Source organism: Rhizobium sp. R711 (assembly GCF_002211365.1).
Taxonomy (GTDB): domain Bacteria; phylum Pseudomonadota; class Alphaproteobacteria; order Rhizobiales; family Rhizobiaceae; genus Rhizobium.
Genome location: NZ_LOKZ01000036.1, coordinates 203,279 through 224,665, shown reverse-complemented (window position 1 = coordinate 224,665; position 21,387 = coordinate 203,279). Strand labels below are relative to the sequence as shown.

The 21,387-nt window shown below is 60.5% G+C and carries 21 protein-coding genes; 2 read left to right on the top strand and 19 right to left on the bottom strand.

Annotated features, from left to right (window positions below):
• Positions 1–19 precede the first annotated feature (19 nt).
• The 6 genes from ATY80_RS24730 to dusB all read right to left on the bottom strand — a co-directional run bounded on the left by ATY80_RS24730 (position 20) and on the right by dusB (position 8,365).
• Complete coding sequence (locus ATY80_RS24730) at positions 20–883, bottom strand: D-amino-acid transaminase (RefSeq protein ID WP_088694926.1); 864 nt, start codon at positions 881–883, stop codon at positions 20–22.
• A 65-nt stretch (positions 884–948) separates the two neighbouring features.
• Entirely contained in the window at positions 949–2,313 is a 1,365-nt protein-coding gene (locus tag ATY80_RS24725) for a sigma-54 dependent transcriptional regulator (RefSeq protein ID WP_088694925.1), read from the bottom strand.
• Positions 2,303–4,573 (bottom strand): PAS domain-containing sensor histidine kinase, encoded by a 2,271-nt coding sequence (locus tag ATY80_RS24720; protein ID WP_088694924.1) that lies wholly within the window; start codon positions 4,571–4,573, stop codon positions 2,303–2,305. Before ATY80_RS24720 ends, ATY80_RS24725 begins: the two co-directional genes overlap by 11 nt.
• Positions 4,574–4,764: 191 nt before the next feature.
• Positions 4,765–6,216 (bottom strand): nitrogen regulation protein NR(I), encoded by a 1,452-nt coding sequence (gene ntrC / locus ATY80_RS24715; RefSeq protein ID WP_088694923.1) that lies wholly within the window; start codon positions 6,214–6,216, stop codon positions 4,765–4,767.
• The gene (locus ATY80_RS24710; protein WP_088694922.1) at positions 6,213–7,367 is read right to left on the bottom strand and encodes a nitrogen regulation protein NR(II); all 1,155 of its coding nucleotides are present in this window, start codon (positions 7,365–7,367) and stop codon (positions 6,213–6,215) included. The genes ntrC and ATY80_RS24710 overlap by 4 nt, the downstream gene beginning before the upstream one ends.
• Positions 7,364–8,365: a tRNA dihydrouridine synthase DusB gene (gene dusB / locus ATY80_RS24705; protein WP_280950702.1), complete on the bottom strand. Its 1,002-nt coding sequence runs from the start codon at positions 8,363–8,365 to the stop codon at positions 7,364–7,366. Before dusB ends, ATY80_RS24710 begins: the two co-directional genes overlap by 4 nt.
• 160 nt (positions 8,366–8,525) lie before the next feature.
• Here dusB and ATY80_RS24700 point away from each other — a divergent pair, with 160 nt between their 5' ends.
• Together ATY80_RS24700 and ATY80_RS24695 are read left to right on the top strand one after the other, a co-directional pair.
• Positions 8,526–9,737 carry a bifunctional 2-C-methyl-D-erythritol 4-phosphate cytidylyltransferase/2-C-methyl-D-erythritol 2,4-cyclodiphosphate synthase gene (locus tag ATY80_RS24700; RefSeq protein WP_088694920.1) on the top strand — a complete coding sequence of 404 codons (1,212 nt, stop codon included), beginning with the start codon at positions 8,526–8,528 and terminating at the stop codon, positions 9,735–9,737.
• Between the two features lies 1 nt (position 9,738).
• A complete protein-coding gene (locus ATY80_RS24695) occupies positions 9,739–10,239 on the top strand; it encodes a CinA family protein (protein ID WP_088694919.1) in 501 nt (166 codons plus the stop codon).
• On the opposite strand, the gene ATY80_RS24690 is transcribed toward ATY80_RS24695, so the two are convergent.
• The 13 genes from ATY80_RS24690 to eno all read right to left on the bottom strand — a co-directional run bounded on the left by ATY80_RS24690 (position 10,230) and on the right by eno (position 21,366).
• Positions 10,230–10,673, bottom strand: a complete 444-nt coding sequence (locus ATY80_RS24690; RefSeq protein ID WP_088694918.1) for a type II toxin-antitoxin system RatA family toxin — start codon at positions 10,671–10,673, stop codon at positions 10,230–10,232. The two genes, ATY80_RS24695 and ATY80_RS24690, sit on opposite strands and share 10 nt — an antisense overlap.
• 9 nt (positions 10,674–10,682) lie before the next feature.
• A complete protein-coding gene (locus ATY80_RS24685) occupies positions 10,683–11,255 on the bottom strand; it encodes an AAA family ATPase (RefSeq protein WP_088694917.1) in 573 nt (190 codons plus the stop codon).
• Between the two features lie 72 nt (positions 11,256–11,327).
• A complete protein-coding gene (gene lipA, locus ATY80_RS24680; protein ID WP_088694916.1) occupies positions 11,328–12,299 on the bottom strand; it encodes a lipoyl synthase in 972 nt (323 codons plus the stop codon).
• A 41-nt stretch (positions 12,300–12,340) separates the two neighbouring features.
• On the bottom strand, positions 12,341–12,589 hold the full coding sequence (locus ATY80_RS24675) for a GlsB/YeaQ/YmgE family stress response membrane protein (protein ID WP_088694915.1): 249 nt from the start codon (positions 12,587–12,589) through the stop codon (positions 12,341–12,343).
• 75 nt (positions 12,590–12,664) lie between these two features.
• Complete coding sequence (locus tag ATY80_RS24670; protein WP_007790427.1) at positions 12,665–12,919, bottom strand: GlsB/YeaQ/YmgE family stress response membrane protein; 255 nt, start codon at positions 12,917–12,919, stop codon at positions 12,665–12,667.
• Between the two features lie 55 nt (positions 12,920–12,974).
• Positions 12,975–14,420, bottom strand: a complete 1,446-nt coding sequence (lpdA, locus tag ATY80_RS24665; RefSeq protein ID WP_088694914.1) for a dihydrolipoyl dehydrogenase — start codon at positions 14,418–14,420, stop codon at positions 12,975–12,977.
• A 15-nt stretch (positions 14,421–14,435) separates the two neighbouring features.
• A complete protein-coding gene (locus ATY80_RS24660; RefSeq protein WP_088694913.1) occupies positions 14,436–15,017 on the bottom strand; it encodes a GNAT family N-acetyltransferase in 582 nt (193 codons plus the stop codon).
• Between the two features lie 2 nt (positions 15,018–15,019).
• Positions 15,020–15,661, bottom strand: coding sequence for an SGNH/GDSL hydrolase family protein (locus ATY80_RS24655; protein ID WP_088694912.1), 642 nt, complete (start codon positions 15,659–15,661; stop codon positions 15,020–15,022).
• 19 nt (positions 15,662–15,680) lie between these two features.
• Complete coding sequence (locus ATY80_RS24650; protein WP_088694911.1) at positions 15,681–17,027, bottom strand: pyruvate dehydrogenase complex dihydrolipoamide acetyltransferase; 1,347 nt, start codon at positions 17,025–17,027, stop codon at positions 15,681–15,683.
• 18 nt (positions 17,028–17,045) lie between these two features.
• On the bottom strand, positions 17,046–18,419 hold the full coding sequence (locus tag ATY80_RS24645; protein ID WP_088694910.1) for a pyruvate dehydrogenase complex E1 component subunit beta: 1,374 nt from the start codon (positions 18,417–18,419) through the stop codon (positions 17,046–17,048).
• Positions 18,420–18,436: 17 nt separating this feature from the next.
• A complete protein-coding gene (pdhA, locus tag ATY80_RS24640; protein ID WP_088694909.1) occupies positions 18,437–19,483 on the bottom strand; it encodes a pyruvate dehydrogenase (acetyl-transferring) E1 component subunit alpha in 1,047 nt (348 codons plus the stop codon).
• Between the two features lie 146 nt (positions 19,484–19,629).
• On the bottom strand, positions 19,630–19,950 hold the full coding sequence (locus ATY80_RS24635) for a septum formation initiator family protein (protein WP_037127727.1): 321 nt from the start codon (positions 19,948–19,950) through the stop codon (positions 19,630–19,632).
• A 141-nt stretch (positions 19,951–20,091) separates the two neighbouring features.
• Complete coding sequence (gene eno, locus ATY80_RS24630; RefSeq protein WP_028748139.1) at positions 20,092–21,366, bottom strand: phosphopyruvate hydratase; 1,275 nt, start codon at positions 21,364–21,366, stop codon at positions 20,092–20,094.
• Between the last annotated feature and the right edge of the window lie 21 nt (positions 21,367–21,387).

Below are 21,387 nucleotides of genomic sequence, written 5' to 3'. Positions count from 1 at the left end.
TGCCCAGAAAGTCTTGGTATCAAATCGCAATCTTTTCCGCAACGTCGAAAAAGGCCTCCCTAATTTTCTGGGAGACGCTGCCTGGATGGCCGTTTGCGATCGGCTGACCATCGATCGAGACAACCGGAAAGCAGATGCTGGTAGCAGCCGTAATAAAGACTTCCCGCGCAGCGAGCATCTCTTCGACCGAGAATTTTCGTTCCTCGATCTTCAACCCAAGCTTGGCCCCGACATCGATCAGCGTCGTGCGCGTGATGCCGCGCAGAATGCCATGTTCGGCCGGACGCGTAACAAGCGTGCCGTAGCGATCAACGATCCAGACATTGGTGGCGGCGCCCTCCTTCACCATGCCGTCGGCGTCGACATAGATCGCCTCCTGCGCCCCTGCCTCCTTCGCCTGCTGGCGCGCCATGGCGTTCGGCAACAGACCGACGGACTTGATGTCGACCCGGTCCCAGCGATTGTCGAGAACGGTGATCGCCTTGATGCCTGTCGCATTCTTCCGGGCGATGATCGACGGGTCCGTGCTCTTGGCCGTAATCACCAGCGAGGGCGGGGTTCCTTCCACGGGGAATACATGATCGCGCCGCGCGACGCCGCGCGTGATCTGCAAGTAAAAGAGACCGTTGCGTACCCGATTGCGGCGCAGCGTTTCGCGAATAACGCGGGTCAAGGCATTGCGACTCATCGGCCAAGCGATGCGCAACTCGCCAAGCGACCGATCCAGCCTGTTCAGGTGGCGCGTAAGGTCGACGATATAGCCGTGCCTGATTTCACAGACCTCGTAAACGCCGTCCGCGAACTGATAGCCTCGATCCTCGATATGGACCATCGCATTCGAGTGCGTGACATAGCGGCCGTTCACATAGGCTATTCTGGGCATGGAGAACCTGGGCGTAGAGATACAAGCAGGGGAATGAGTGACGGCGCAGCAGCGCCGCCCTGATATCAGACGCCGAGCGACTTCAGCTTGCGGTGCAGCGCCGAACGCTCCATGCCGACGAACTCCGCCGTGCGCGAGATGTTACCGCCGAAACGATTGATCTGCGCAATCAGGTAGTCCTTCTCGAACATCTCGCGTGCTTCGCGAAGTGGCAAGGTCATGATGTGGTAATCGTTCTTGGCCGAAACTTTCGGCAGCATGTCGCCGAGATCGGTCGGCAGCATTTCGGCGGTGATCGGCGCATCCGGGCCATCGGAGCGAGCAAGGATCATCAGCCGCTCAATGTTGTTGCGCAGCTGGCGGATGTTGCCCGGCCAATCATGTGCCTGAAGTACAGCCATCGCGTCGTCACCGATGCGGCGTGGACGGATGCCGGCCTGCTCGGAAATCTGCCGCATCAACTGATCAACGAGGAACGGGATATCCTCACGACGCTCTGCCAGCGCCGGCACGCGCACCGGCACGACCGCAAGACGATGGTAGAGATCTTCGCGGAACCAACCCTCGGCGATGCGGTTCTCGAGATTGTAGGCCGTCGACGAGATAATGCGTACATCGACCTTGACCCGCTTAGAGCCGCCGACCCGCTCGAACTGCTGATCGACGAGGACGCGCAGGATTTTGTTCTGCGTCTCACGCGGCATCTCGCCGACTTCGTCGAGGTAGAGGATGCCTCGGTGGGACTCTTCCAGCGCGCCGATCTTGCGCGCCTGTCCGGGAGAGCCTTCCGTACCGAACAGCGCAATTTCCATGCGGTCCGGTGTGATGTTGGCAGCATTTAGCGCCACGAAGGGACCGTTCGCGCGCGTCGATTTCTTATGGATCATGCGGGCAACGAGTTCCTTCCCGGAACCCGATGAACCGAAAATCATGATGCGGCTGTTTGTCGGCGAGACCTTTTCGATCGTCTGGCGCAACTGCGAGACGGCAACGGAGGTACCGATGAGTTCGACCGGGTCCCCGGCCTTGCGCTTGAGCTCGGAGACTTCGCGCTTCAGCTTCGAATTCTCAAGCGCGCGTTCGGCGATCAGGATCAGTCGGTCGGCCTTGAACGGCTTCTCGATGAAGTCGAACGCGCCCCGCTTGATGGCGGAAACGGCCGTCTCGATGTTACCGTGACCTGAGATCATGACGACGGGAATATCCGGATGGCGTGCCTTGATCTCGTCGAGCAATGACAGACCGTCGAGCTTGCTCCCCTGCATCCAGATGTCGAGAAAGATCAGCCTCGGCGCACGATCGGAGATCGCAGCCAGAGCGCTGTCGCTGTCGTGCGCCGTGCGGGTCTCATGTCCTTCGTCAGACAGGATACCGGAGACGATCTCGCGGATGTCGTGCTCGTCGTCAACGACCAGAATATCAGAGGCCATAAACACTTTCCTTGTCACTTGTGGCCGAGGCAGAAGGCGCGGTTTCCAGACGTGGCAGATGCACGCGGATCATGGCCCCTCTTCCCTGGTCAAAATCGGCGGGCGCGTCATGCAGTTCGAGCTGCCCGCCGTGTTCCTCAATAATCTTCTTGACGATTGCCAGACCGAGGCCGGTACCCTTCTCGCGCATCGTCATGTAGGGTTCCAGAATGCTGTGGCGGTTCTCCACCGGCAGACCGCGACCGTTGTCGACCACGTCCACGGTGAAGCGATCGCGCACCGGGTCGAGCGAAGCCCGAACCAGGATCTTGCGCTCGTCGCGCTCGCCAGTCGGCACCGCTTCGATGGCCTCCACGGCATTCTTGATTAGGTTGCCGAAGGCCTGACCGAGCATGCGGCTGTCAAACTGTCCTTCCAGCGGCTGGTCGCCCAGTTCCTGCAGGAAGGTGACGTGGCTATTGCCCATCTCGCGTAGGAATACCGCGTCGTGCAGGATCTTACGCAGATCGCTAGGCTCCTTGATCGGCTTCGGCATCCGGGCAAAGGACGAGAACTCGTCAACCATGCGGCCAATGTCGCCAACCTGCCGGATGATGGTCTCCGTGCACTGGTCAAAAACGCTGCGATCATTCTGGTCGATCTGCTTCCCATAGCGGCGCTGAATCCGCTCCGCCGATAGCTGGATCGGCGTCAGCGGATTCTTGATCTCGTGAGCGATGCGACGGGCGACGTCGCCCCACGCGGTCGAGCGCTGTGCAATGACGAGATCGGTGATGTCATCGAGCGTGATGACGTAGGATTCACTCATGTCGCGCACTTCCTCGCGTGTCACCTGGACACTCAGAGTTCGCACGGTACCGGCCCGTACAAGGGCAATCTGCTTGCGGAAATCACCGCGATAACGGGAGGCGGCTTCCGTCAGGACCTGATCGACTTCGGGCGCGATCTCGGAGAGCTGCTTACCGAGCATGTCCGACGCCGGCAACGCCATCAGCGCTTCCGCTGAACTGTTGACGATGGTGATCCTGCGGTCATGCTCGACGCCGATGACCGACGCGGTTACGCCTGACAGAACCGCCTCGATGAAACGACGGCGGTCGTCCACCTCGTCCTTGGCCTCGAGAATCTCGTCGCGCTGTGTGCGAATTTCCGAGATCATCTTGTTGAAGGTGCGCGAGAGGTTGGCAACGTCGCCGTCCACAGCATGGACCGGCACGACGATATCCATATTGCCGGAGGCCACGCTGTCAGCGGCGGTAATCAGCAAGCGGATCGGACGCACGATACGGTCAGCCACGGCAATTGCAGTCCAAATTGCAGCCAGCAGAACGATCAGGGCAAAGCCGATGTAAAGAACCGCGAAAGCGATCTGCAGCGAGAAGCGCCCTGCCTCCATGGATTTGTACTCGGTCGCGTTCTCCTCCATGAGACGCATCGCGCCCATGACCTTGGGATCGACCGCACGGACCGTGTAAAGGAACGCTCCGTCGATAGCATCGAGCTTGATGATGGCGCCGACCAAATTCGTGACACCCGGCGGGATCAAGGTTGGCTGCCCGGCCGCGGCTTTATCCAACGCGTCCTGGGGAATTGCCGGTAGCGGCTTCTCGGTCTTGATGTCAGCCTGGGTAATAACCGAGCCGTCAGACTTCACGAGGAAGGCGCCGAGCAGCCCACGGCCGCGCGCCTGTCGCGTCATCAAATCGGAAAAGCCCGTGCGATCGAGATTGAACAGCGCCCTGTTACGTTCGAGGTCGTTCGCCATCGACACAGTCTGGCCCTGCAGGTAGCTCGCATTCTCCATCATGTAGGCCTGCCCGATGTTGCGGGAGGAACTGATGATCGACTGCGTACGAAGGGCAAACCACCGATCGAGGCCGGCGTTCAGCGTTATACTGGCGAAAATTGCGACAAGGATCGCCGGCGTGATCGCGACGATCGAGAAAAGCACGACGATACGGATATGAAGGCGCGCCGCGGCGCGCCCGCGTTTGCGTGCCTTTAACAGGCGGGACACCTCACGTGCGATGAGGGCCATCAAGCCGAGCACGAAGAACGAGTTCACGACGACCGAGGTGACGACGACATGGTAGGTCGGCGCGATCGGCGTCAGCCCCAGCAGCACGAAGAGCGTCAGTGTGGCGCAGAGAAGCGCACCACCGGCAAGGATCAGGCCCGGCAGCGCAAACAGGGCACGGCGATCGGTCACGGCCGTGACAGCTTCGCCTTCCGCCGCAGGCGGCATTGCATCCTGTTCCATTCGCTTAATTCTCCTGGCGGCAGACACTCGCTTCCGCCGCTCCCCGCAGACAGGCGCGGAAGCCGCCAACCTGCCTGCAAGACGCAACGACGAGTGCCGCTACGCTCTTGGACAGCTGCGAAAACCCGAGCCCCATGCGTGACTTCTAAGCAACGCATTGTGGCGAAAATGCAACGTCGCCAGTCACATTGTCAAGCAGTACGGGAGCTTCTATACACCGATACGCCAAGCTCTCTGATCTTCTTGCGCAGCGTATTGCGGTTCAGTCCCAAGAGGTCGGCGGCCTTGATCTGGTTGCCGCGTGTTGCCGTCAGCGCGGCGAGAATCAGGGGATACTCCATTTCCGTCAGCACTCGATCGTAAAGCCCGGGCGGCGGCAGGCCATCGCCGAAACCGGCGAAGTATGTGCGCATGTTTTCCTCGACAGCCTGGGCGATCGTCATGTTGCCAGAACGGATCGGACCCTTATCTATTGGGCTGTCCGGCACATCGGACCGAAGCTCGGCTTCGATGATTTCCCGGGTGATCACATCCTGTGGATAAAGTGCCATCAGCCGGCGAATGAGGTTCTCCAATTCGCGCACGTTCCCCGGCCAGGCGTAGGCTTTCATCAGATCGAGCGCTTCCTGATCGAAGCGCTTGGAACCGAGCCCTTCCTTTTCCGCCTGCTGAACGAAGTGGCGCACCAAATCCGGGATATCCTCCGCGCGATCACGCAGCGGCGGCAAACGCAACGGTACGACGTTCAGGCGGTAGTACAGATCCTCGCGGAAAAGCCCCTGATTGATCGCTTGTTTCAGATCCTTATTCGTCGCGGCGACGATGCGAACGTCGGTGCGGATCGGTGTGCGACCGCCGACGGTGGTGTATTCGCCCTGCTGCAGCACACGCAGGAGACGCGTCTGCGCATCCATCGGCATATCACCGATTTCATCGAGGAACAGCGTACCGCCCTCGGCCTGCTCGAAGCGACCGGTGGAACGTGTCTGGGCGCCGGTGAAAGCGCCCTTCTCGTGGCCGAACAGCTCGGATTCGATGAGGTCGCGCGGGATCGCCGCCATGTTGATCGCGACGAACGGCCCGTTGCGGCGCTTGCCGTAGTCGTGCAGCGCCCGGGCCACGAGTTCCTTGCCGGTGCCGGACTCGCCGGTAATCATCAGCGTCAGGTCGGTCTGCATGAGGCGCGCAAGGACACGGTAGATTTCCTGCATCGCAGCCGAACGGCCGACAAGCGGCATTCCGTCCTGCATATCCTCGTCAAGCTTGGCCGGCCTGCGCTTCGGCTCGGCCAGCGCACGACCGATGATGCCGATCAGTTCCGTCAGGTCGAACGGCTTCGGCAAGTAATCGTAGGCGCCTTTCTCGGAAGCCTTGATCGCCGTCATGAAGGTGTTTTGTGCGCTCATGACGAGGACGGGGAGGTCCGGGCGCGCCTTCTTGATCCGCGGCAGCAGGTCAAACGCATTTTCGTCCGGCATCACGACATCGGTTACGACAAGATCGCCCTCGCCTGCCGACACCCAACGCCAGAGCGTGGCGGCGTTGGAGGTAATTCGCACATCATAGCCGGCGCGGCTCAGAGCCTGATTAAGCACGGTACGAATTGCCGCATCATCATCCGCGACGAGGATCGTTGCTGTCATCGAGTAGGTCCTGTGGGAGTTATGGTCGTTGCGTCTTCCATCGATGCGTCCTTGGAGGCGGGCATCAAGACGCGGAATGTCGTGCGGTTGTTCTGGCTGTCGCATTCAATAATGCCGCCATGATCTCCGATAATCTTCGCGACGAGCGCCAGGCCGAGGCCACTGCCGTTCGTCTTGGTCGTAATGAATGGATCAAACAGATGCGGCAGTAGGTCCGCCGGCACGCCGGGACCGTTGTCCTGAACACAAAACTCCAGCGGCAACGAAATCTTTTCGCGAGTCCCGGCGACCGATAGGCGAATGCCCGAGCGGTAGGCCGTCGTCAAAACGATCTCGCCATCCGGACGATCGCCGACCGCTTCAGCGGCATTCTTCACGAGATTGAGAAACACTTGAACAAGCTGATCGCGGTTTGCGTAGACCGATGGCAGTGACGGGTCATAGTTCTCGGTGATGCGGAGGTGCCGCGCAAATCCCGCCTTCGCCACGGCCTTCACGTGATCGAGAACGGAGTGGATATTGACCGGCATCCGATCGACGGGGCGCTCGTCCGAGAATACTTCCATGCGATCCACGAGCGAGACGATGCGGTCCGTTTCGTCGCAGATCAGCCGCGTCAAGGCGCGGTCGTCATCGACGACCGATTGCTCCAGCAGCTGTGCCGCACCACGAATCCCGGAAAGCGGATTTTTGATCTCATGCGCCAGCATGGAGGCAAGCCCGGTAACCGAGCGGGCAGCCGCGCGATGCGTCAGCTGCCGATCGATCTTGTCCGCCATGGATCGCTCCTGGAAGACGATGACCACCGACCCGGGATCGCTGACCACAGGGGCGACATACAAGTCGACAAGCTTGTCCTGTCCGAGGCGCGGCGAACTCAAGTCGACTCGGTACTCATTGATCGGCGCGCGGCGTTCGCGAACCTGATCGATCAGGGCCAGTAGCGGACTGCCGAACGGGATGAAGGTCGAGATCTTGTAGCGGGCAAGGTGGGCGGCGCTGGCGCCAAAGAAGGCTTCCGCCTCCCAATTGGCGAAAGCGACGAGGCCAGCCTCGTTGACCATAACAACCGGATTCTGGATCGCGTTGAGTACAGCGATCGCAACTGCGCTACCGCCGTTGTCGATCGACGATGGCACGTCATTCGTCATGCAGCCTCCCGGGTCTGCGTGTTCGATGCCGCAGCCATCAATGCATCATAAAATCTTGCAGCGACGTCGTTGGGCTCGCGCGCAGTCATAATCGCAGCCCTCTCCTGCTCTGCGAGACCAGGCGCAAAGCGGCCGAGATACCAGCCAAGGTGCTTCCTCGCATGGCGGACGGCGACTGCCTCACCGTAGAATTCGAGCATCATTCTGTAGTGCTCGGTGGCAATTTCCGGGATGTCCCACGTTTTCGGTCCCGTCCGGCCAGCCAGTACGCCAGCGTGCCATGGCCTGCCCTGACAGCCTCTGCCGATCATCACAGCATCAGCTCCCGAGCGACGCAGAATCTCGTACGCGTCTTCAACGGTTTCGACATCGCCGTTCGCGACCAGAGGCACGGCGACAGCATCGCGGACGGCCCGTATTGCATCCCAATCCGCCCGGCCTTCGTAAAACTGCATGCGCGTACGGCCGTGGATCGTAATCAACTGGACGCCCGCCTCTTCCGCGCGACGCGCAATCTCGGGCGCGTTGATCGAGTCCTCATCCCAACCAAGCCGCATCTTCAGTGTCACGGGAACGCTGACCGCCTTGACTGACGCCTCAATAAGGCTGAGGGCGTGATCGGGATCGCGCATCAAGGCGGAGCCGGAATAACCGCCAATCACCTTCTTGGCCGGGCATCCCATGTTGATGTCAATGATATCAGCGCCGTGATCAGCCGCGATTTTCGCAGCCTCAGCCATCCAATGCGCTTCGCGGCCAGCGAGCTGCACCATGTGCGGCTCAAAACCCGCGCTCTCAAGCCGGGCCCATGATTCGGCGGTGCTGTTAACCAGTTCACGGCTCGCGACCATCTCTGTGACTACAAGCCCGGCGCCATGACGCCACGCCAGTTGCCGGAACGGCATGTCCGTCACGCCGGACATAGGCGCCAGGACGACACGGTTCCTGACTCCCACAGGTCCGATCCGCAAAGGTGATGCGAGGTCAAAGTCCAACAATTGATTATCTTTCAGGCACGCAAAATGCGTGCACTATTTTTAGACATGTTTGAATGGCTTGCCAAGAGGGCACTGCGCGAATTGACATTTTTCGGGCAAATGCTGGAATTCGAAGCGTCAAGCCGCTAAGCACCAGTGCAAAATCGCGCTTTGAGGATTTATGCCGCAAATGCATCAAAAGCAACCAACAATAGGTATTGTCGTCGTGGCGGCGGGGCGTGGCGAACGCGCAGGCGCATCCGAAGAAGGCCCGAAGCAATATCGGGCAATTGGCGGCAAGCCGGTCATCACTCATACACTGGAGAAGTTCGCCAGCTGGAAGCTCGCGAGCCACATCGTCGTGGTCATTCACCCCGACGACGAAGCCCTGTTCGCCAAAGCTGCCGGTCAAGTCCGGTCTGGCAGGCCGATCGATGCCGTTCACGGCGGCTCGACGCGCCAGCAATCCGTTCTAGCCGGACTGCGCCATTTGCGAAGCAAGAACGTCTCGCACGTTCTGATCCACGACGCTGTGCGACCCTTCTTCGACCATGCCCTTCTCGATCGCATCGCTGGCATGCTCCTGCAGGGCGTGCCGGCAATTCTCCCGGCCATGCCCGTCGCCGATACGCTGAAGCGAGCCGACCTCGACGGAACGGTGCTCGATACCGTTTCCCGCTCTCAGCTCTACGCAGCGCAGACGCCACAGTCGTTCGCATTCGAACCTATCCTCGCCGCCCACGAAAAGGCGGCCACCGCAAACCTGACGGATTTCACAGACGATGCCGCCATCGCCGAATGGGCCGGCGTGCCGGTGCGGATCGTCGAAGGTCTGGCGGACAACGTGAAACTGACGGTCAAACGGGACATTGCAATGGCAGACAGCAAACTTTCTGGACAGGCGCTCCCCGATGTTCGCACCGGCAACGGCTATGATGTTCATCAGCTCGAGCCCGGCGATGGCGTGACGCTCTGCGGCGTTTTCATTCCCCACGACCAGAAACTCAAGGGACACTCGGACGCCGACGTGGCCCTGCACGCCTTGACCGACGCGCTTCTGGCCACCTGTGGGGCGGGCGACATCGGCGATCATTTTCCGCCGTCGGATTCACAATGGAAGGGTGCGCCATCGCGCATCTTCATCGAACATGCGGCGAAGATCGTCCGCGAACGCGGTGGCACGATCATGAACGCTGACGTGTCGCTGATCGCCGAGGCGCCGAAAGTCGGGCCGCATCGCGACGAGATGCGTGCCAAGCTGTCGGAGTTCCTAGGCATTTCCATCGATCGTTGCTCGGTCAAAGCGACGACGAACGAGAAGATCGGCTTTGTTGGTCGCCGCGAGGGCATAGCCGCAATCGCCACTGCAACCGTCGTCTACCGGGAAAGCTGAGATGAGCATCTTCCCGGCCGATATCGTCGCGCAAGCCGAAGCCATCGTTCGCGACTTCACGGCTGCCGGGCTGATGATCTCGACGGCAGAATCCTGCACCGGCGGATTGATAGCAAGCGCGCTTACGGAGATTTCAGGATCGTCCGCGGTCGTGGACAGAGGTTTCGTCACCTATACCAATGCCGCCAAGATGGAGATGCTTGGCGTGCAGGAAGAGACGCTGATCCGCTTCGGCGCTGTCTCGGAAGAGACGGCACGGCAGATGGTGCATGGCGCCCTCTTCCGCTCTCAAGCGGTCATCGCTGTTGCCGTGACGGGCATTGCCGGCCCCGGAGGCGGGTCGGCCGAGAAGCCGGTCGGTCTCGTCCACCTCGCCGCCAAGTCGCGCAGGGGGAGCCTCGTTCATCGGAAGATGCTCTACGGCGATATCGGTCGCGATGAGGTGCGCCTTGCAACTGTCAGGACCGCCCTTGGCATGATCCAGCAACTGGCTCAGTCATAAATCTTCGTCGCCCGAGTTTCAAAGGCTTCGGAGAACATGCGGAAGGCACGGTCAAACATCGAGCCCATGACAGCCCCCAGGATGCGGCTCTTGAACTCGTAGTCGATGAAGAAGTGGACGTTGCTACCCGTTGCCGTTTCTTCGAAGCGCCAGCGATTGTCGAGATAGCGAAACGGCCCGTCGATATACTTGACCTCGATGAGGCGTTCAGCCCTGTTCAATAGAACCTGTGTCGTGAAGGTTTCGCGGATCGCCTTGTAACCGACGGTCATATCGGCGATCAGCAGAACCTTGCCGTCACGCTCCTTCCGGCTGCGAACGCTCAGCGCCTCGCAGAGTGGCAGGAACTGCGGATAGTGCTCGACGTCGGCAACGAGGTCGAACATCTGGTCGGCGGAATGCGGGACGGAGTGATGCGTTTCGAACTGGGGCATGATCGGCAGTTAAGTGGGAGCGCCGAGAAGATCAAGAAGGTGGTCCACCTCTCGCCGGCTTTTCAGCTGAAAAACCGGGACATCAGGTCCGTGCCTGTCGAGTCCGGCAATTACCAGAGGCGTGAATCGCTTCTCGAACGTCCATATGTAGCTGAGGAACTCCCGGTCCGGCAGGCGCTCCAGGCATCCGGGTGCCATGTCCGGCCGCGTCCTGCCGAAATGGAACAAAGCGCGTTTGCAGATGCCCCACAGGCAAAGCCAGCGCGGCATGCGTACCCAGATGACCAGTTGCGCGCGTGGCACACGAATATCGAAGGTCGACGGGCCGGTTCCGTCCATGAGCCAACGTTCGCCGGCGACAACCTCGGTGATCAGGCGGCGTTCTTCATCTTTCGAGCGCTTGACCCAGCCCGGCAGCCAGAAGAACTCTTTGTCCATGGAGAAATAGGGAAGATCGAGCCGGCTGCTGAACTTTCGCGACAAGGTGCTCTTGCCGCCGCCCGAGCAGCCGATGACCATAATGCGCTCGGATTGCCGCAGCAGTCCGGCGGCTTCCCGTGTATCGTCGATATAGGCGGGCATCCTCGTCGCCTCCGCAAACAAAAAGCCGCGGAAAATTCGGCGCGGCTTTCGAAAATTGCAAACGCTCGTTGATTATTCCGCTGCGATCAGCAGCTTTTTCTCGCGTGCGGCCTTGAGGCGCGCGAAATCGTCACCTGCATGATGCGACGAGCGGGTCAGCGGGCTCGAAGCCACCATCAGGAAGCCCTTGGTGTAGGCAACCGTTTCGTACGACTTGAACTCATCGGGAGTGACGAAGCTCATCACCTTGTGGTGCTTGCGGGTCGGCTGCAGGTATTGGCCGATCGTCAGGAAGTCGACGTCGGCGGTCCTAAGGTCGTCCATCAGCTGCAACACTTCGTTTCGCTCTTCGCCGAGGCCGACCATGATGCCCGATTTGGTGAACATGGTAGGGTCCAGTTCCTTCACGCGCTGCAGCAGGCGGATGGAGTGGAAATAGCGAGCGCCGGGGCGAACCGTCAGGTAGTTGCCGGCGACCGTCTCCATGTTGTGATTGAAGACGTCGGGCTTGGCGGCAACGACGCGCTCCAGGGCACCCGGCTTCTTCAGGAAGTCAGGCGTCAGGATCTCGATGGTGGTCGTCGGCGATGCTGCGCGGATCGCCCAGATCACCTTCTCGAAATGTTCGGCACCACCGTCTTCCAGATCGTCACGGTCGACTGACGTAATAACCACGTGGCTGAGGCCCATCTGCTTGACGGCCTTGGCGACGTTCTCGGGCTCTGCCATGTCGAGCGCGTTCGGCTTGCCGGTCGCAACATTGCAGAAGGCGCAGGCGCGGGTACAGATCTCGCCCATTATCATGAAGGTCGCGTGCTTCTTGTCCCAGCACTCGCCGATATTGGGGCAGCCGGCCTCCTCGCAGACGGTGACGAGCTTGTGCTCCTTCACGATCGAGCGCGTCTCCGCGTATCCTTTGGAGGTCGGCGCCTTGACGCGGATCCAATCCGGCTTGCGCATGACTTCCGTATCCGGGCGATGCGCCTTTTCCGGATGCCGCACACGCTTGGTGTCAGGATTGATCGTATCGAGAATGGTTACCATGGCAGTTCAAATCTCCGCCGCTCCATGCGGCAAAAGCCTATCTATCGGCGGACGAGCCGCGCGACGAATATCAGCAAGCAGGCACCAAGAAAACCCGTAATGAAGTAGCCGAGCCTGCCGCCGGCCACCTCTATATGAAATTGCGCGAGAATCGCGGTTGAAACGACGGAGCCGACGATGCCGAGCACGATGTTCAGCAATATACCGTAACGGGTCTCCATCAGCTTGCCTGCGAGCCAACCCGCAAAACCGCCGATGATGATCGCCGCGATCCAGCCTATACCTTCCATCCTGCCCTCGCACCTTAAAGTCTCATGTTCAGCCTGCGTCCTATCCGAAAACCGCTTTGCGTTCTTCAGGACACGCTATGCTATCGCCCTTGCGATCAGAACCACGATGATGGCTCCGACCGTTGCGTGAATGATCTGCACCACAAGCGCATTGTCGATACCAAGCGATATTCCGAGCGCGTTGAAGAGAAAGCCTCCGACGAACGCGCCGATGATGCCGCTCAGCAGGCACCGTATCAAGCCACCTCCCCCGACAACCAGGCTTGCGAGGAACCCCGCCACCAGGCCGATCAGGAGAAAGATAAGCAGTGCCTGCGTACCCATAGACATGATGATTTTCCTCCATTCTTTCCAGCCCCGAAATAGAGAGCGGGAAAGGAAACTATCAAGCGTTCAGCACCCGACCGTAGGCATCGAGCACTGCTTCCTTCATGGTTTCGGAAACCGTCGGATGCGGGAAGATGGCGTGCATCAGCTCCTCTTCCGTGGTCTCGAGGTTCATGGCGACAACGAAGCCCTGGATGAGTTCGGTGACTTCGGCACCGACCATGTGGGCGCCGAGCAATTCGCCGGTCTTCTTGTCGAAGATCACCTTGCAGAGACCCTGATCTTCGCCGAGCGCGATCGCCTTGCCGTTGGCTGCAAAGGAGAAGCGGCCGACGCGGATGTCGCGGCCCAGTTCCTTGGCCTTCGCCTCGGTTAGACCGACGGAAGCGACCTGTGGGTTGCAGTAGGTGCAGCCCGGGACCTTGCCCTTGTCGGTCGGATGGACGTTCGGCAGGCCGGCGATCTTCTCGACGCAGACGACGCCCTCGTGTTCGGCCTTGTGCGCGAGCATCGGCGGGCCGGCGACGTCGCCAATGGCATAGATGCCAGCGACATTGGTCTTGCCGTAGCCGTCGATGACGACGCAGCCGCGATCCGTCTTGACGCCGACAGCCTCGAGGCCGAGGTTTTCGATGTTGCCCTGGACGCCGACAGCCGAGATCATCCGGTCGGCCGTGATCTGCTGGACCTTGCCATCGGACGTCTCGACATGCGCGGTGATGCTGTTGGCGGACTTTTCGACCTTGGCGACCTTGGCGCTGGTGAAGATCTTCAAGCCACGCTTTTCCAGCTGCTTGCGCGCGATCGCAGTGACTTCGGCATCCTCGACCGGCATGATGGTGGGCATAACTTCGACGACAGTGACGTCGACGCCCATGGAACGGTAGAAGCTTGCGAACTCGATGCCGATCGCGCCCGAGCCCATGACGATCAGGGATTTCGGCAGCACATCCGGCTTCAGCGCTTCGAAATAGGTCCAGATCAGCTTGCCATCCGGCTCGATGCCCGGCAGGGCGCGCGGGCGCGCACCCGTTGCAACGATGATATGCTTGGCGGTGTAGGTGCCCTCGCCTTTGACGCCCTTCGGCACAGGATGCTGCGGCTCGACCACTGGCTTTGACGACTTGCCGACGACGATTTCGCCCGGCTTGGTAATCTTGGCTTCACCCCAGATCACGTCGACCTTGTTCTTTTTCATCAGGAAGCCAACACCGCCGTTGAGGCGGGCGGAAACACCGCGCGAACGGGCAACGACGGCCTTCACGTCTGCGCTCATCTTGCCCTCGAGCACGAGGCCGTAGTCCTTGGCGTGATTGGCGTGGTCGAGAATTTCGGCAGAGCGAAGCAGAGCCTTGGTGGGGATGCAGCCCCAGTTCAGGCAGATGCCACCCAGATGCTCGCGCTCGACGATCGCGGTCTTGAGGCCCAGCTGGCTGGCGCGCACGGCGGCGACATAGCCTCCGGGGCCGGAGCCAATGATGATGACGTCGTAGTTCTCAGCCATGTTTTCCTGCCTTTGCTATCGGGCGTCGCGGGTAAGAAGCACCCACTCGTGTTTCCTGCCGTTTTCGAAGAAGGCCACGGCATCCGCGCGCGCCGACTCCGAAAATCCATTCTTCTTGTAAAGCGACAGCGCCGCTTCGTTGTAACCTGCTGTAATCAGACTGACCGCCGCGTTCCCCGCCCGCTCAATCTGATCCTTAAGAAGCCGCTGACCGATCCCGATGCCACGCAGATGGCTGTAGACACCGAGCGTTCCGATAAACCAGCTTCCCACCACCATTTTCTGCAGATCGATGACCGGTTTCAGCGCCGGGCGATCCGCCTCGATATTCCGTATGCCTTCACCAAGACCGTAGCCAATCGCAGCGCCCGCGATCTCGCCGTAGGCTTCGGCAATAACCGCATCGTTCCAGTTGCCCTGCCCCTGGTCACCGCGCAGCTTCTGCCGTCCTCGCTCCATCGGCGTATCGCCGCCGCCGTTTCCGAGCTCCGAGAGCCACAGCCAGGAAGCGAAACCATGCGACGCGATATCCGTGAGTAAAGCCAGCTCCGTCGCATCCTCCCGCGTCGGGGAACGAAGCGAAACGAAGGATCCCATGCTCAAAGCCCCAGCATCATCCGCACAGTCGATTCCATGCCGCGCCCGAGAGCGCGGGTATTCTCCGCATCGAGGTGAATGCCATCAACCGGTGTTGTCTTCGCTACCGAATTGCCGTCAAAGAAGCCGCAGCCAAGTTCGTCCGCGAGATCGCGATAGAGGGTCGGAAGCTTCGCAGACTCCTCGATGCCGCCGACGAAAGATGCCGCAAACGGCACGTTCGCCGTCTCGCGAATCTTCGGCGGCGCGACGATCAAAATGTCCGGCCCGTCGAATTCGAAAGGCCAGGCATGGTTGCGGATCAACCGCACCAGCCGGGCGATGCCCTGGCAGGCGGCAAAGGCCGACCCTGCCACGACAGGCTTCATGTCGTTGGTGCCAAGCAACAGAATGACGAGATCAAGCGGCGCATGGCTCTGCAGGATCGTTGGCAGGATGCGTGCACCGTTCCGGTCGCAGTCGGCGAGATGGTCGTCGAAGGCGGTGGTCCGCCCGTTCAATCCTTCAGCGATGATCCGCACCTCGTTGCCGAGCGCCGCCTGAAGCGTGCTTGGCCAACGATCCTTGTAGGCATGACGCCCGATCGTGTCGGCGTCATAGCCCCAGGTCAGCGAGTCACCATAGCAAAGAACGGTCTTCGTCATTTCCGCCTCCGCTCCGGTCTCAGACGAGCATACCCATCGGATTTTCGATGTAGCCCTTGAACGCCTGCAGCAGCTCGGCGCCAAGCGCGCCGTCGACGCAGCGATGGTCGGTCGAAAGCGTGACGGTCATCACGGTCGCGACGGCCAGCTGGCCGTTCTTGACAACCGGGCGCTGCTCGCCTGCGCCGACCGCGAGGATCGTTGCATGCGGCGGGTTGATGACGGCTGCGAAGTTCTTCACACCCATCATGCCCATGTTGGAGACCGACGAGGTGCCGCCCTGGTATTCCTCGGGCTTCAGCTTGCGATCCTTGGCCCGCTTACCGAGATCGCGCATCTCGTTGGAGATGACCGACAGGGTCTTCTCCTCCGCCTTGCGGATGATCGGGGTGATCAGACCGCCAGGGATCGAGACGGCAACGCCGACGTCGGCGTGCTTGTGCTTGACCATGTTGCTTTCGGTCCACGACACGTTTGCATCCGGAACATCCCGCAGCGCCAGCGCCATGGCCTTGATGACCATGTCATTGACGGAGAGTTTGTAGGCCGGCGCGCCGTCCTTGCGGGGTGCCGCGTCATTGAGCTGGGTGCGCAGCGCCAGCAGCGCATCGAGCTCGCAATCCACGCTGACGTAGAAGTGCGGCACGGTCTGCTTGGACTCGACGAGGCGCTTGGCGATGACCTTGCGCATGCCGTCATGCGGCACGAGCTCGTAGGAGCCCGGCTCGAAGAGCTTTAGAACGGCATCGTCCGAAGCAGGCTTCGGCGCGACCGGAGCTTGCGCTGCGGCCTGTGGCGCGACTGCGGCAACGGGAGCCGCCTTGGCGCCACCGACTGCGACGGCGGCTTCGACGTCACTCTTGACGACGCGGCCATGCGGGCCGGAGCCAGCAATGGCGGACAGATCGATACCGGCTTCCTTCGCCAGACGGCGTGCGAGCGGCGAGGAGAACGTGCGATTGCCACCAGCCGAAGCAGCGGCAGGCGCCGCGGCGGGAGCCGGTGCGGCAGCAGCCGGGGCCTGTGCGGTCGGTGCGGGCGCAGCTTCCCCTTTCGGGGCTTCCGCAGCCTTCGGCGCCGGTGCGCCGGAGCCTGCACCGCTGGCAGCGGCAGCTACATCCTCACCATCGGCGGCAAGCACGGCGATCAAGGCATTGACTTTTACGCCTTCAGTGCCAGCAGGAACGACGATCTTGGCGACCGTACCCTCATCGACGGCTTCGACTTCCATCGTTGCCTTATCGGTCTCGATTTCCGCAATGATGTCGCCCGACTTGACGGTGTCGCCTTCCTTGACGAGCCACTTGGCCAAATTGCCTTCTTCCATCGTCGGAGAGAGGGCAGGCATCGTGATGTTGATAGGCATCGAAATACCCTCCCCTTGTTACTTGTAGCAAACAGCCTTCACGGCATCGACGACTTCGGCAACGCTCGGAAGCGCGAGCTTTTCGAGGTTTGCGGCGTAAGGCATCGGAACGTCCTTGCCGGCGATCGTGAGAACCGGCGCATCGAGATAATCGAAGGCCTGTTGCATGACGCGGGTGGCGATTTCGGTACCGACGGAGTTCTGCGGATAACCTTCTTCGACGGTGACCAGGCGACCCGTCTTCTTGACCGATTCGATCACGGTCGGAAGATCCATCGGACGCAGCGTACGCAGGTCGATCAGTTCGGCGTCGATGCCGATCTTTTCGAGTTCCGCGACAGCCTTGGTGGCATAGGTCATGCCGATACCGAAGGAGACGATCGTCACGTCCTTGCCCGGACGGTGGATGCGAGCCTTGCCGATCGGGAGAACGAAGTTATCGAGCTTCGGCACATCGAAGTGCTGACCGTAGAGGATTTCGTTTTCAAGGAAGACGACCGGGTTCGGATCGCGGATGGCGGCCTTGAGCAGACCCTTGGCGTCGGATGCCGTGTAGGGCATGACGACCTTGAGGCCCGGGATCTGGCTATACCAGGCCGAGTAATCCTGGCTATGTTGAGCGCCGACGCGGGCAGCAGCACCGTTCGGGCCGCGGAACACGATCGGAGCGCCCATCTGACCGCCAGACATGTAAAGCGTCTTGGCGGCGGAGTTGATGATCTGGTCGATCGCCTGCATCGCGAAGTTGAAAGTCATGAATTCGACGATCGGCTTCAGACCAGACATGGCAGCGCCGACGCCGACGCCGGCAAAGCCGTGTTCGGTGATCGGCGTGTCGATGACGCGGCGGGCGCCGAATTCCTGCAGAAGCCCCTGGGTCACCTTGTAGGCGCCCTGGTACTCGGCAACTTCTTCGCCCATGACGAAGACGCCGTCGTCGGCGCGCATTTCTTCGGCCATGGCGTCGCGAAGTGCTTCGCGAACGGTCATGGAAACCATTTCGGTGCCGGCCGGAATTTCCGGATCGTTCGGCACAGCTGCCTTTGGCTCAGCAGGAACCGGAGCAGCGGCAGGCTTCTCTTCAGCCTGCGGAGCGGCGGCAGGCGCGGGCTGCGCGGCAGGTGCGGTCGAGATATCGGACGCCGATTCGCCGTCCTGCAGCAGGACCGCGATCTTGGCATTGACCTTTACGTTTTCGGTGCCGGCCGGGACCAGCAGCTTGCCGATGACGCCTTCATCGACAGCTTCGACTTCCATCGTTGCCTTGTCGGTTTCGATTTCGGCAATCACGTCACCAGACTTGACGGTGTCGCCTTCCTGCTTGAGCCACTTGGAAAGCGTGCCTTCTTCCATCGTCGGAGAGAGGGCGGGCATGAGAATATCGATTGGCATGGGTCGTCCCTCCCCGATTAGAGCAGAATGTCAGTGTAGAGCTCGGACGCATCCGGCTCCGGATCGGCCTGGGCAAAGTCGGCGCTGTCTGCAACGATATCGCGGACGTCCTTGTCGATCGCCTTGAGATCGTCTTCAGAGGCCCAGCCTTTTTCGAGCAGGCGCGCGCGCACCTGCTCGATCGGATCCTGCTCCGAGCGCATCTTCTGCACTTCTTCCTTCGTGCGGTACTTCGCAGGGTCGGACATAGAGTGACCGCGGTAACGGTAGGTCAGCATCTCGAGGATGATCGGACCCTTGCCGGAGCGGCAATGCTCAAGCGCTTCGTCGGCAGCAGCCTTGACGGCGCGGACATCCATGCCGTCGACCTGAATGCCGGGGATGCCGAAGCCGGAACCGCGGAGCGAATAGTTCGACTGCGCGGTTGCGCGGGCGGTCGAAGTACCCATGGCGTAACGGTTGTTTTCGACGATGTAGATGATCGGAAGCTTCCAGAGAGCGGCCATGTTGAAGCTCTCGTAGACCTGGCCCTGGTTCGCAGCGCCATCACCGAAGTAGGCGACGGAGACGCTGTCATTACCACGATACTTGTTCGCGAAGGCAAGGCCCGTTCCGAGCGAAACCTGAGCGCCGACGATGCCGTGGCCGCCGTAGAAATGCTTCTCCTTGGAGAACATGTGCATCGAGCCGCCTTTGCCGCGCGAATAACCGCTGCGGCGGCCGGTCAGTTCGGCCATGACGCCACGCGCGCTCATGCCGGTCGCCAGCATATGGCCGTGGTCGCGATAGGCAGTGATAACCTGATCGCCTTCCTTCTGGGCCATCTGCATACCGACAACGACAGCTTCCTGACCGATGTAGAGGTGACAGAAACCGCCAATGAAGCCCATGCCGTAAAGCTGGCCGGCCTTCTCCTCGAAGCGGCGGATCAGCAGCATCTCGCGATAGGCGCTGAGCTCTTCGTCACGCGTGAAATCGGCAACAGGACCACCATTGGATGCCTTGTTTGCCGGCTTTGCGCTAGTTTTACGGCTGGAAACGGTCGCGTTTTTTCGCGGCGCCATTCAACCCTCCCTATGGGTTTGTCGGTTCTCTGGTGGCGCGTACCATAGGGAAGAAATTTCGCCACAGCAATGCCATAAATGCATGGCTCGTATTCACCAGCAAGCCACTGATAAATAACGATTTAATTCGATTAACTGGATTTGGGTTAATTGGAATAATGGTTGAATATGACGATCTCGTCGGCACGAGAAACATTAAGCTGAAGACGCGCTTTTTCGTCCAGCATATCCTTGTCCATAGAACCGTCGCTCAGCAGCGCGACCTGCTTTTCAAGATGCTCGCGCTTGCTTTTCAGAACCGCCAGCTCCCTTTCGCGCGCGATCCGTTGGCGCTCAAACCCTTCGGTTGCCCGCAGACCGTAGTCCCCATGGATGCAATGATAGCCGAAGTAGGAAAGAAAGGCGACCGTCATGGCCGGAACCACGAAACGACCGATCTTTTTCTTCTTGTGATGCTTTGTCCACATAAACACACGCTCGAACGCATTACCTCGATACGTGCGAGACTACCGGGCAGAGATTAACTGTCCGTTGACTATGAAAAATCAGGCAAGAAAAAACCCGCGCCTTTCGAAGGCGCGGGTCTAACTTGCTGAAATCAGACGCGATTAGCCGCGGATGATCGAGCGGCCAGCGTAGCGAGCCTGCGGGCCGAGGCCCTCTTCGATGCGGATCAGCTGGTTGTACTTGGCCAGACGATCGGAGCGCGACAGCGAGCCCGTCTTGATCTGACCACAGTTGGTGGCGACCGCCAGATCGGCAATCGTCGAATCTTCGGTTTCGCCGGAACGGTGCGACATGACGGCTGTGTAGGCAGCCTTGTGCGCGGTGTTGACGGCATCGAGCGTTTCCGTCAGCGAGCCGATCTGGTTGACCTTGATGAGGATCGAATTTGCGACACCCATGCGAATACCGTCGCGCAGGCGAGCCGAGTTGGTGACGAAGAGGTCGTCGCCGACCAGCTGAACCTTCTTGCCAGCGAGATCGGTCAGAGCCTTCCAGCCGTCCCAGTCATCCTCAGCCATGCCATCTTCGATCGAGATGATCGGATACTTGGCTGCAAGCTGAGCAAGGTATTCGGCCATGGCGCCCGGCTCCAGCGTCCGGCCCTCGCCCTCGAGGACATACTTGCCATCCTTGAAGAATTCTGTCGAAGCGCAGTCAAGACCAAGGCTGATGTCGTCGCCCGGCTTGTAGCCGGCTTTCTCGATCGACTTCATAATGAAGTCGAGGGCCTCAGGCGCACTCTTCAGGCCCGGCGCGAAGCCGCCTTCGTCACCGACGTTGGTGTTGTGACCCTGGGCCGACAATTCCTTCTTGAGGACGTGGAATACTTCCGAGCCCATGCGAACAGCTTCGCGAATGGAATCGGCGCCAACAGGCATGATCATGAATTCCTGGAAGTCGATCGGATTGTCGGCATGCGCGCCGCCGTTGATGATGTTCATCATCGGAACCGGCAGCAGGTGAGCGCTGGCGCCACCAACGTAACGGTAGAGCGGCAGACCGGCGGCCTGCGCAGCGGCCTTGGCCACGGCGAGCGAAACGCCGAGGATGGCGTTGGCACCGAGACGCGACTTATTCGGCGTGCCATCCAATTCGATCATGATGTTGTCGATCTGGATCTGATTTTCGGCATCGATACCGCCGATCGCGTCGAAGATTTCGGTGTTGGCGGCCTCGACGGCCTTCTCAACGCCCTTGCCGAGATAGCGCTTGCCGCCATCGCGCACTTCGACGGCCTCGTGAGCACCGGTCGAAGCGCCCGACGGCACCGCCGCACGGCCCATGCTGCCGTCTTCGAGATAGACATCGACTTCGACGGTCGGATTGCCACGGCTGTCGAGAATCTCGCGGGCGATAATGTCGGTAATTGCAGTCATCGGTTCTTCCTGCTCGGTGGG

Excerpts from the sequence above, each read along its gene's own strand:
- lpdA (WP_088694914.1), bottom strand. The coding sequence starts at position 14,420 with ATGGCTGAGAACTACGACGTCATCATCATTGGCTCCGGCCCCGGAGGC.
- ATY80_RS24690 (WP_088694918.1), bottom strand. The coding sequence starts at position 10,673 with ATGCCCCAGTTCGAAACGCATCACTCCGTCCCGCATTCCGCCGACCAG.
- ATY80_RS24710 (WP_088694922.1), bottom strand. The coding sequence starts at position 7,367 with ATGACGAATGACGTGCCATCGTCGATCGACAACGGCGGTAGCGCAGTT.
- ATY80_RS24645 (WP_088694910.1), bottom strand. The coding sequence starts at position 18,419 with ATGCCAATCGATATTCTCATGCCCGCCCTCTCTCCGACGATGGAAGAA.
- pdhA (WP_088694909.1), bottom strand. The coding sequence starts at position 19,483 with ATGGCGCCGCGAAAAAACGCGACCGTTTCCAGCCGTAAAACTAGCGCA.
- ATY80_RS24720 (WP_088694924.1), bottom strand. The coding sequence starts at position 4,573 with ATGGAACAGGATGCAATGCCGCCTGCGGCGGAAGGCGAAGCTGTCACG.
- ATY80_RS24655 (WP_088694912.1), bottom strand. The coding sequence starts at position 15,661 with ATGACGAAGACCGTTCTTTGCTATGGTGACTCGCTGACCTGGGGCTAT.
- ATY80_RS24700 (WP_088694920.1), top strand. The coding sequence starts at position 8,526 with ATGCCGCAAATGCATCAAAAGCAACCAACAATAGGTATTGTCGTCGTG.
- eno (WP_028748139.1), bottom strand. The coding sequence starts at position 21,366 with ATGACTGCAATTACCGACATTATCGCCCGCGAGATTCTCGACAGCCGT.
- ATY80_RS24675 (WP_088694915.1), bottom strand. The coding sequence starts at position 12,589 with ATGGAAGGTATAGGCTGGATCGCGGCGATCATCATCGGCGGTTTTGCG.
- ATY80_RS24650 (WP_088694911.1), bottom strand. The coding sequence starts at position 17,027 with ATGCCTATCAACATCACGATGCCTGCCCTCTCTCCGACGATGGAAGAA.
- ATY80_RS24685 (WP_088694917.1), bottom strand. The coding sequence starts at position 11,255 with ATGCCCGCCTATATCGACGATACACGGGAAGCCGCCGGACTGCTGCGG.
- ATY80_RS24635 (WP_037127727.1), bottom strand. The coding sequence starts at position 19,950 with ATGTGGACAAAGCATCACAAGAAGAAAAAGATCGGTCGTTTCGTGGTT.
- ATY80_RS24730 (WP_088694926.1), bottom strand. The coding sequence starts at position 883 with ATGCCCAGAATAGCCTATGTGAACGGCCGCTATGTCACGCACTCGAAT.
- lipA (WP_088694916.1), bottom strand. The coding sequence starts at position 12,299 with ATGGTAACCATTCTCGATACGATCAATCCTGACACCAAGCGTGTGCGG.
- ATY80_RS24725 (WP_088694925.1), bottom strand. The coding sequence starts at position 2,313 with ATGGCCTCTGATATTCTGGTCGTTGACGACGAGCACGACATCCGCGAG.
- ATY80_RS24670 (WP_007790427.1), bottom strand. The coding sequence starts at position 12,919 with ATGTCTATGGGTACGCAGGCACTGCTTATCTTTCTCCTGATCGGCCTG.
- ATY80_RS24660 (WP_088694913.1), bottom strand. The coding sequence starts at position 15,017 with ATGGGATCCTTCGTTTCGCTTCGTTCCCCGACGCGGGAGGATGCGACG.
- ATY80_RS24695 (WP_088694919.1), top strand. The coding sequence starts at position 9,739 with ATGAGCATCTTCCCGGCCGATATCGTCGCGCAAGCCGAAGCCATCGTT.
- ntrC (WP_088694923.1), bottom strand. The coding sequence starts at position 6,216 with ATGACAGCAACGATCCTCGTCGCGGATGATGATGCGGCAATTCGTACC.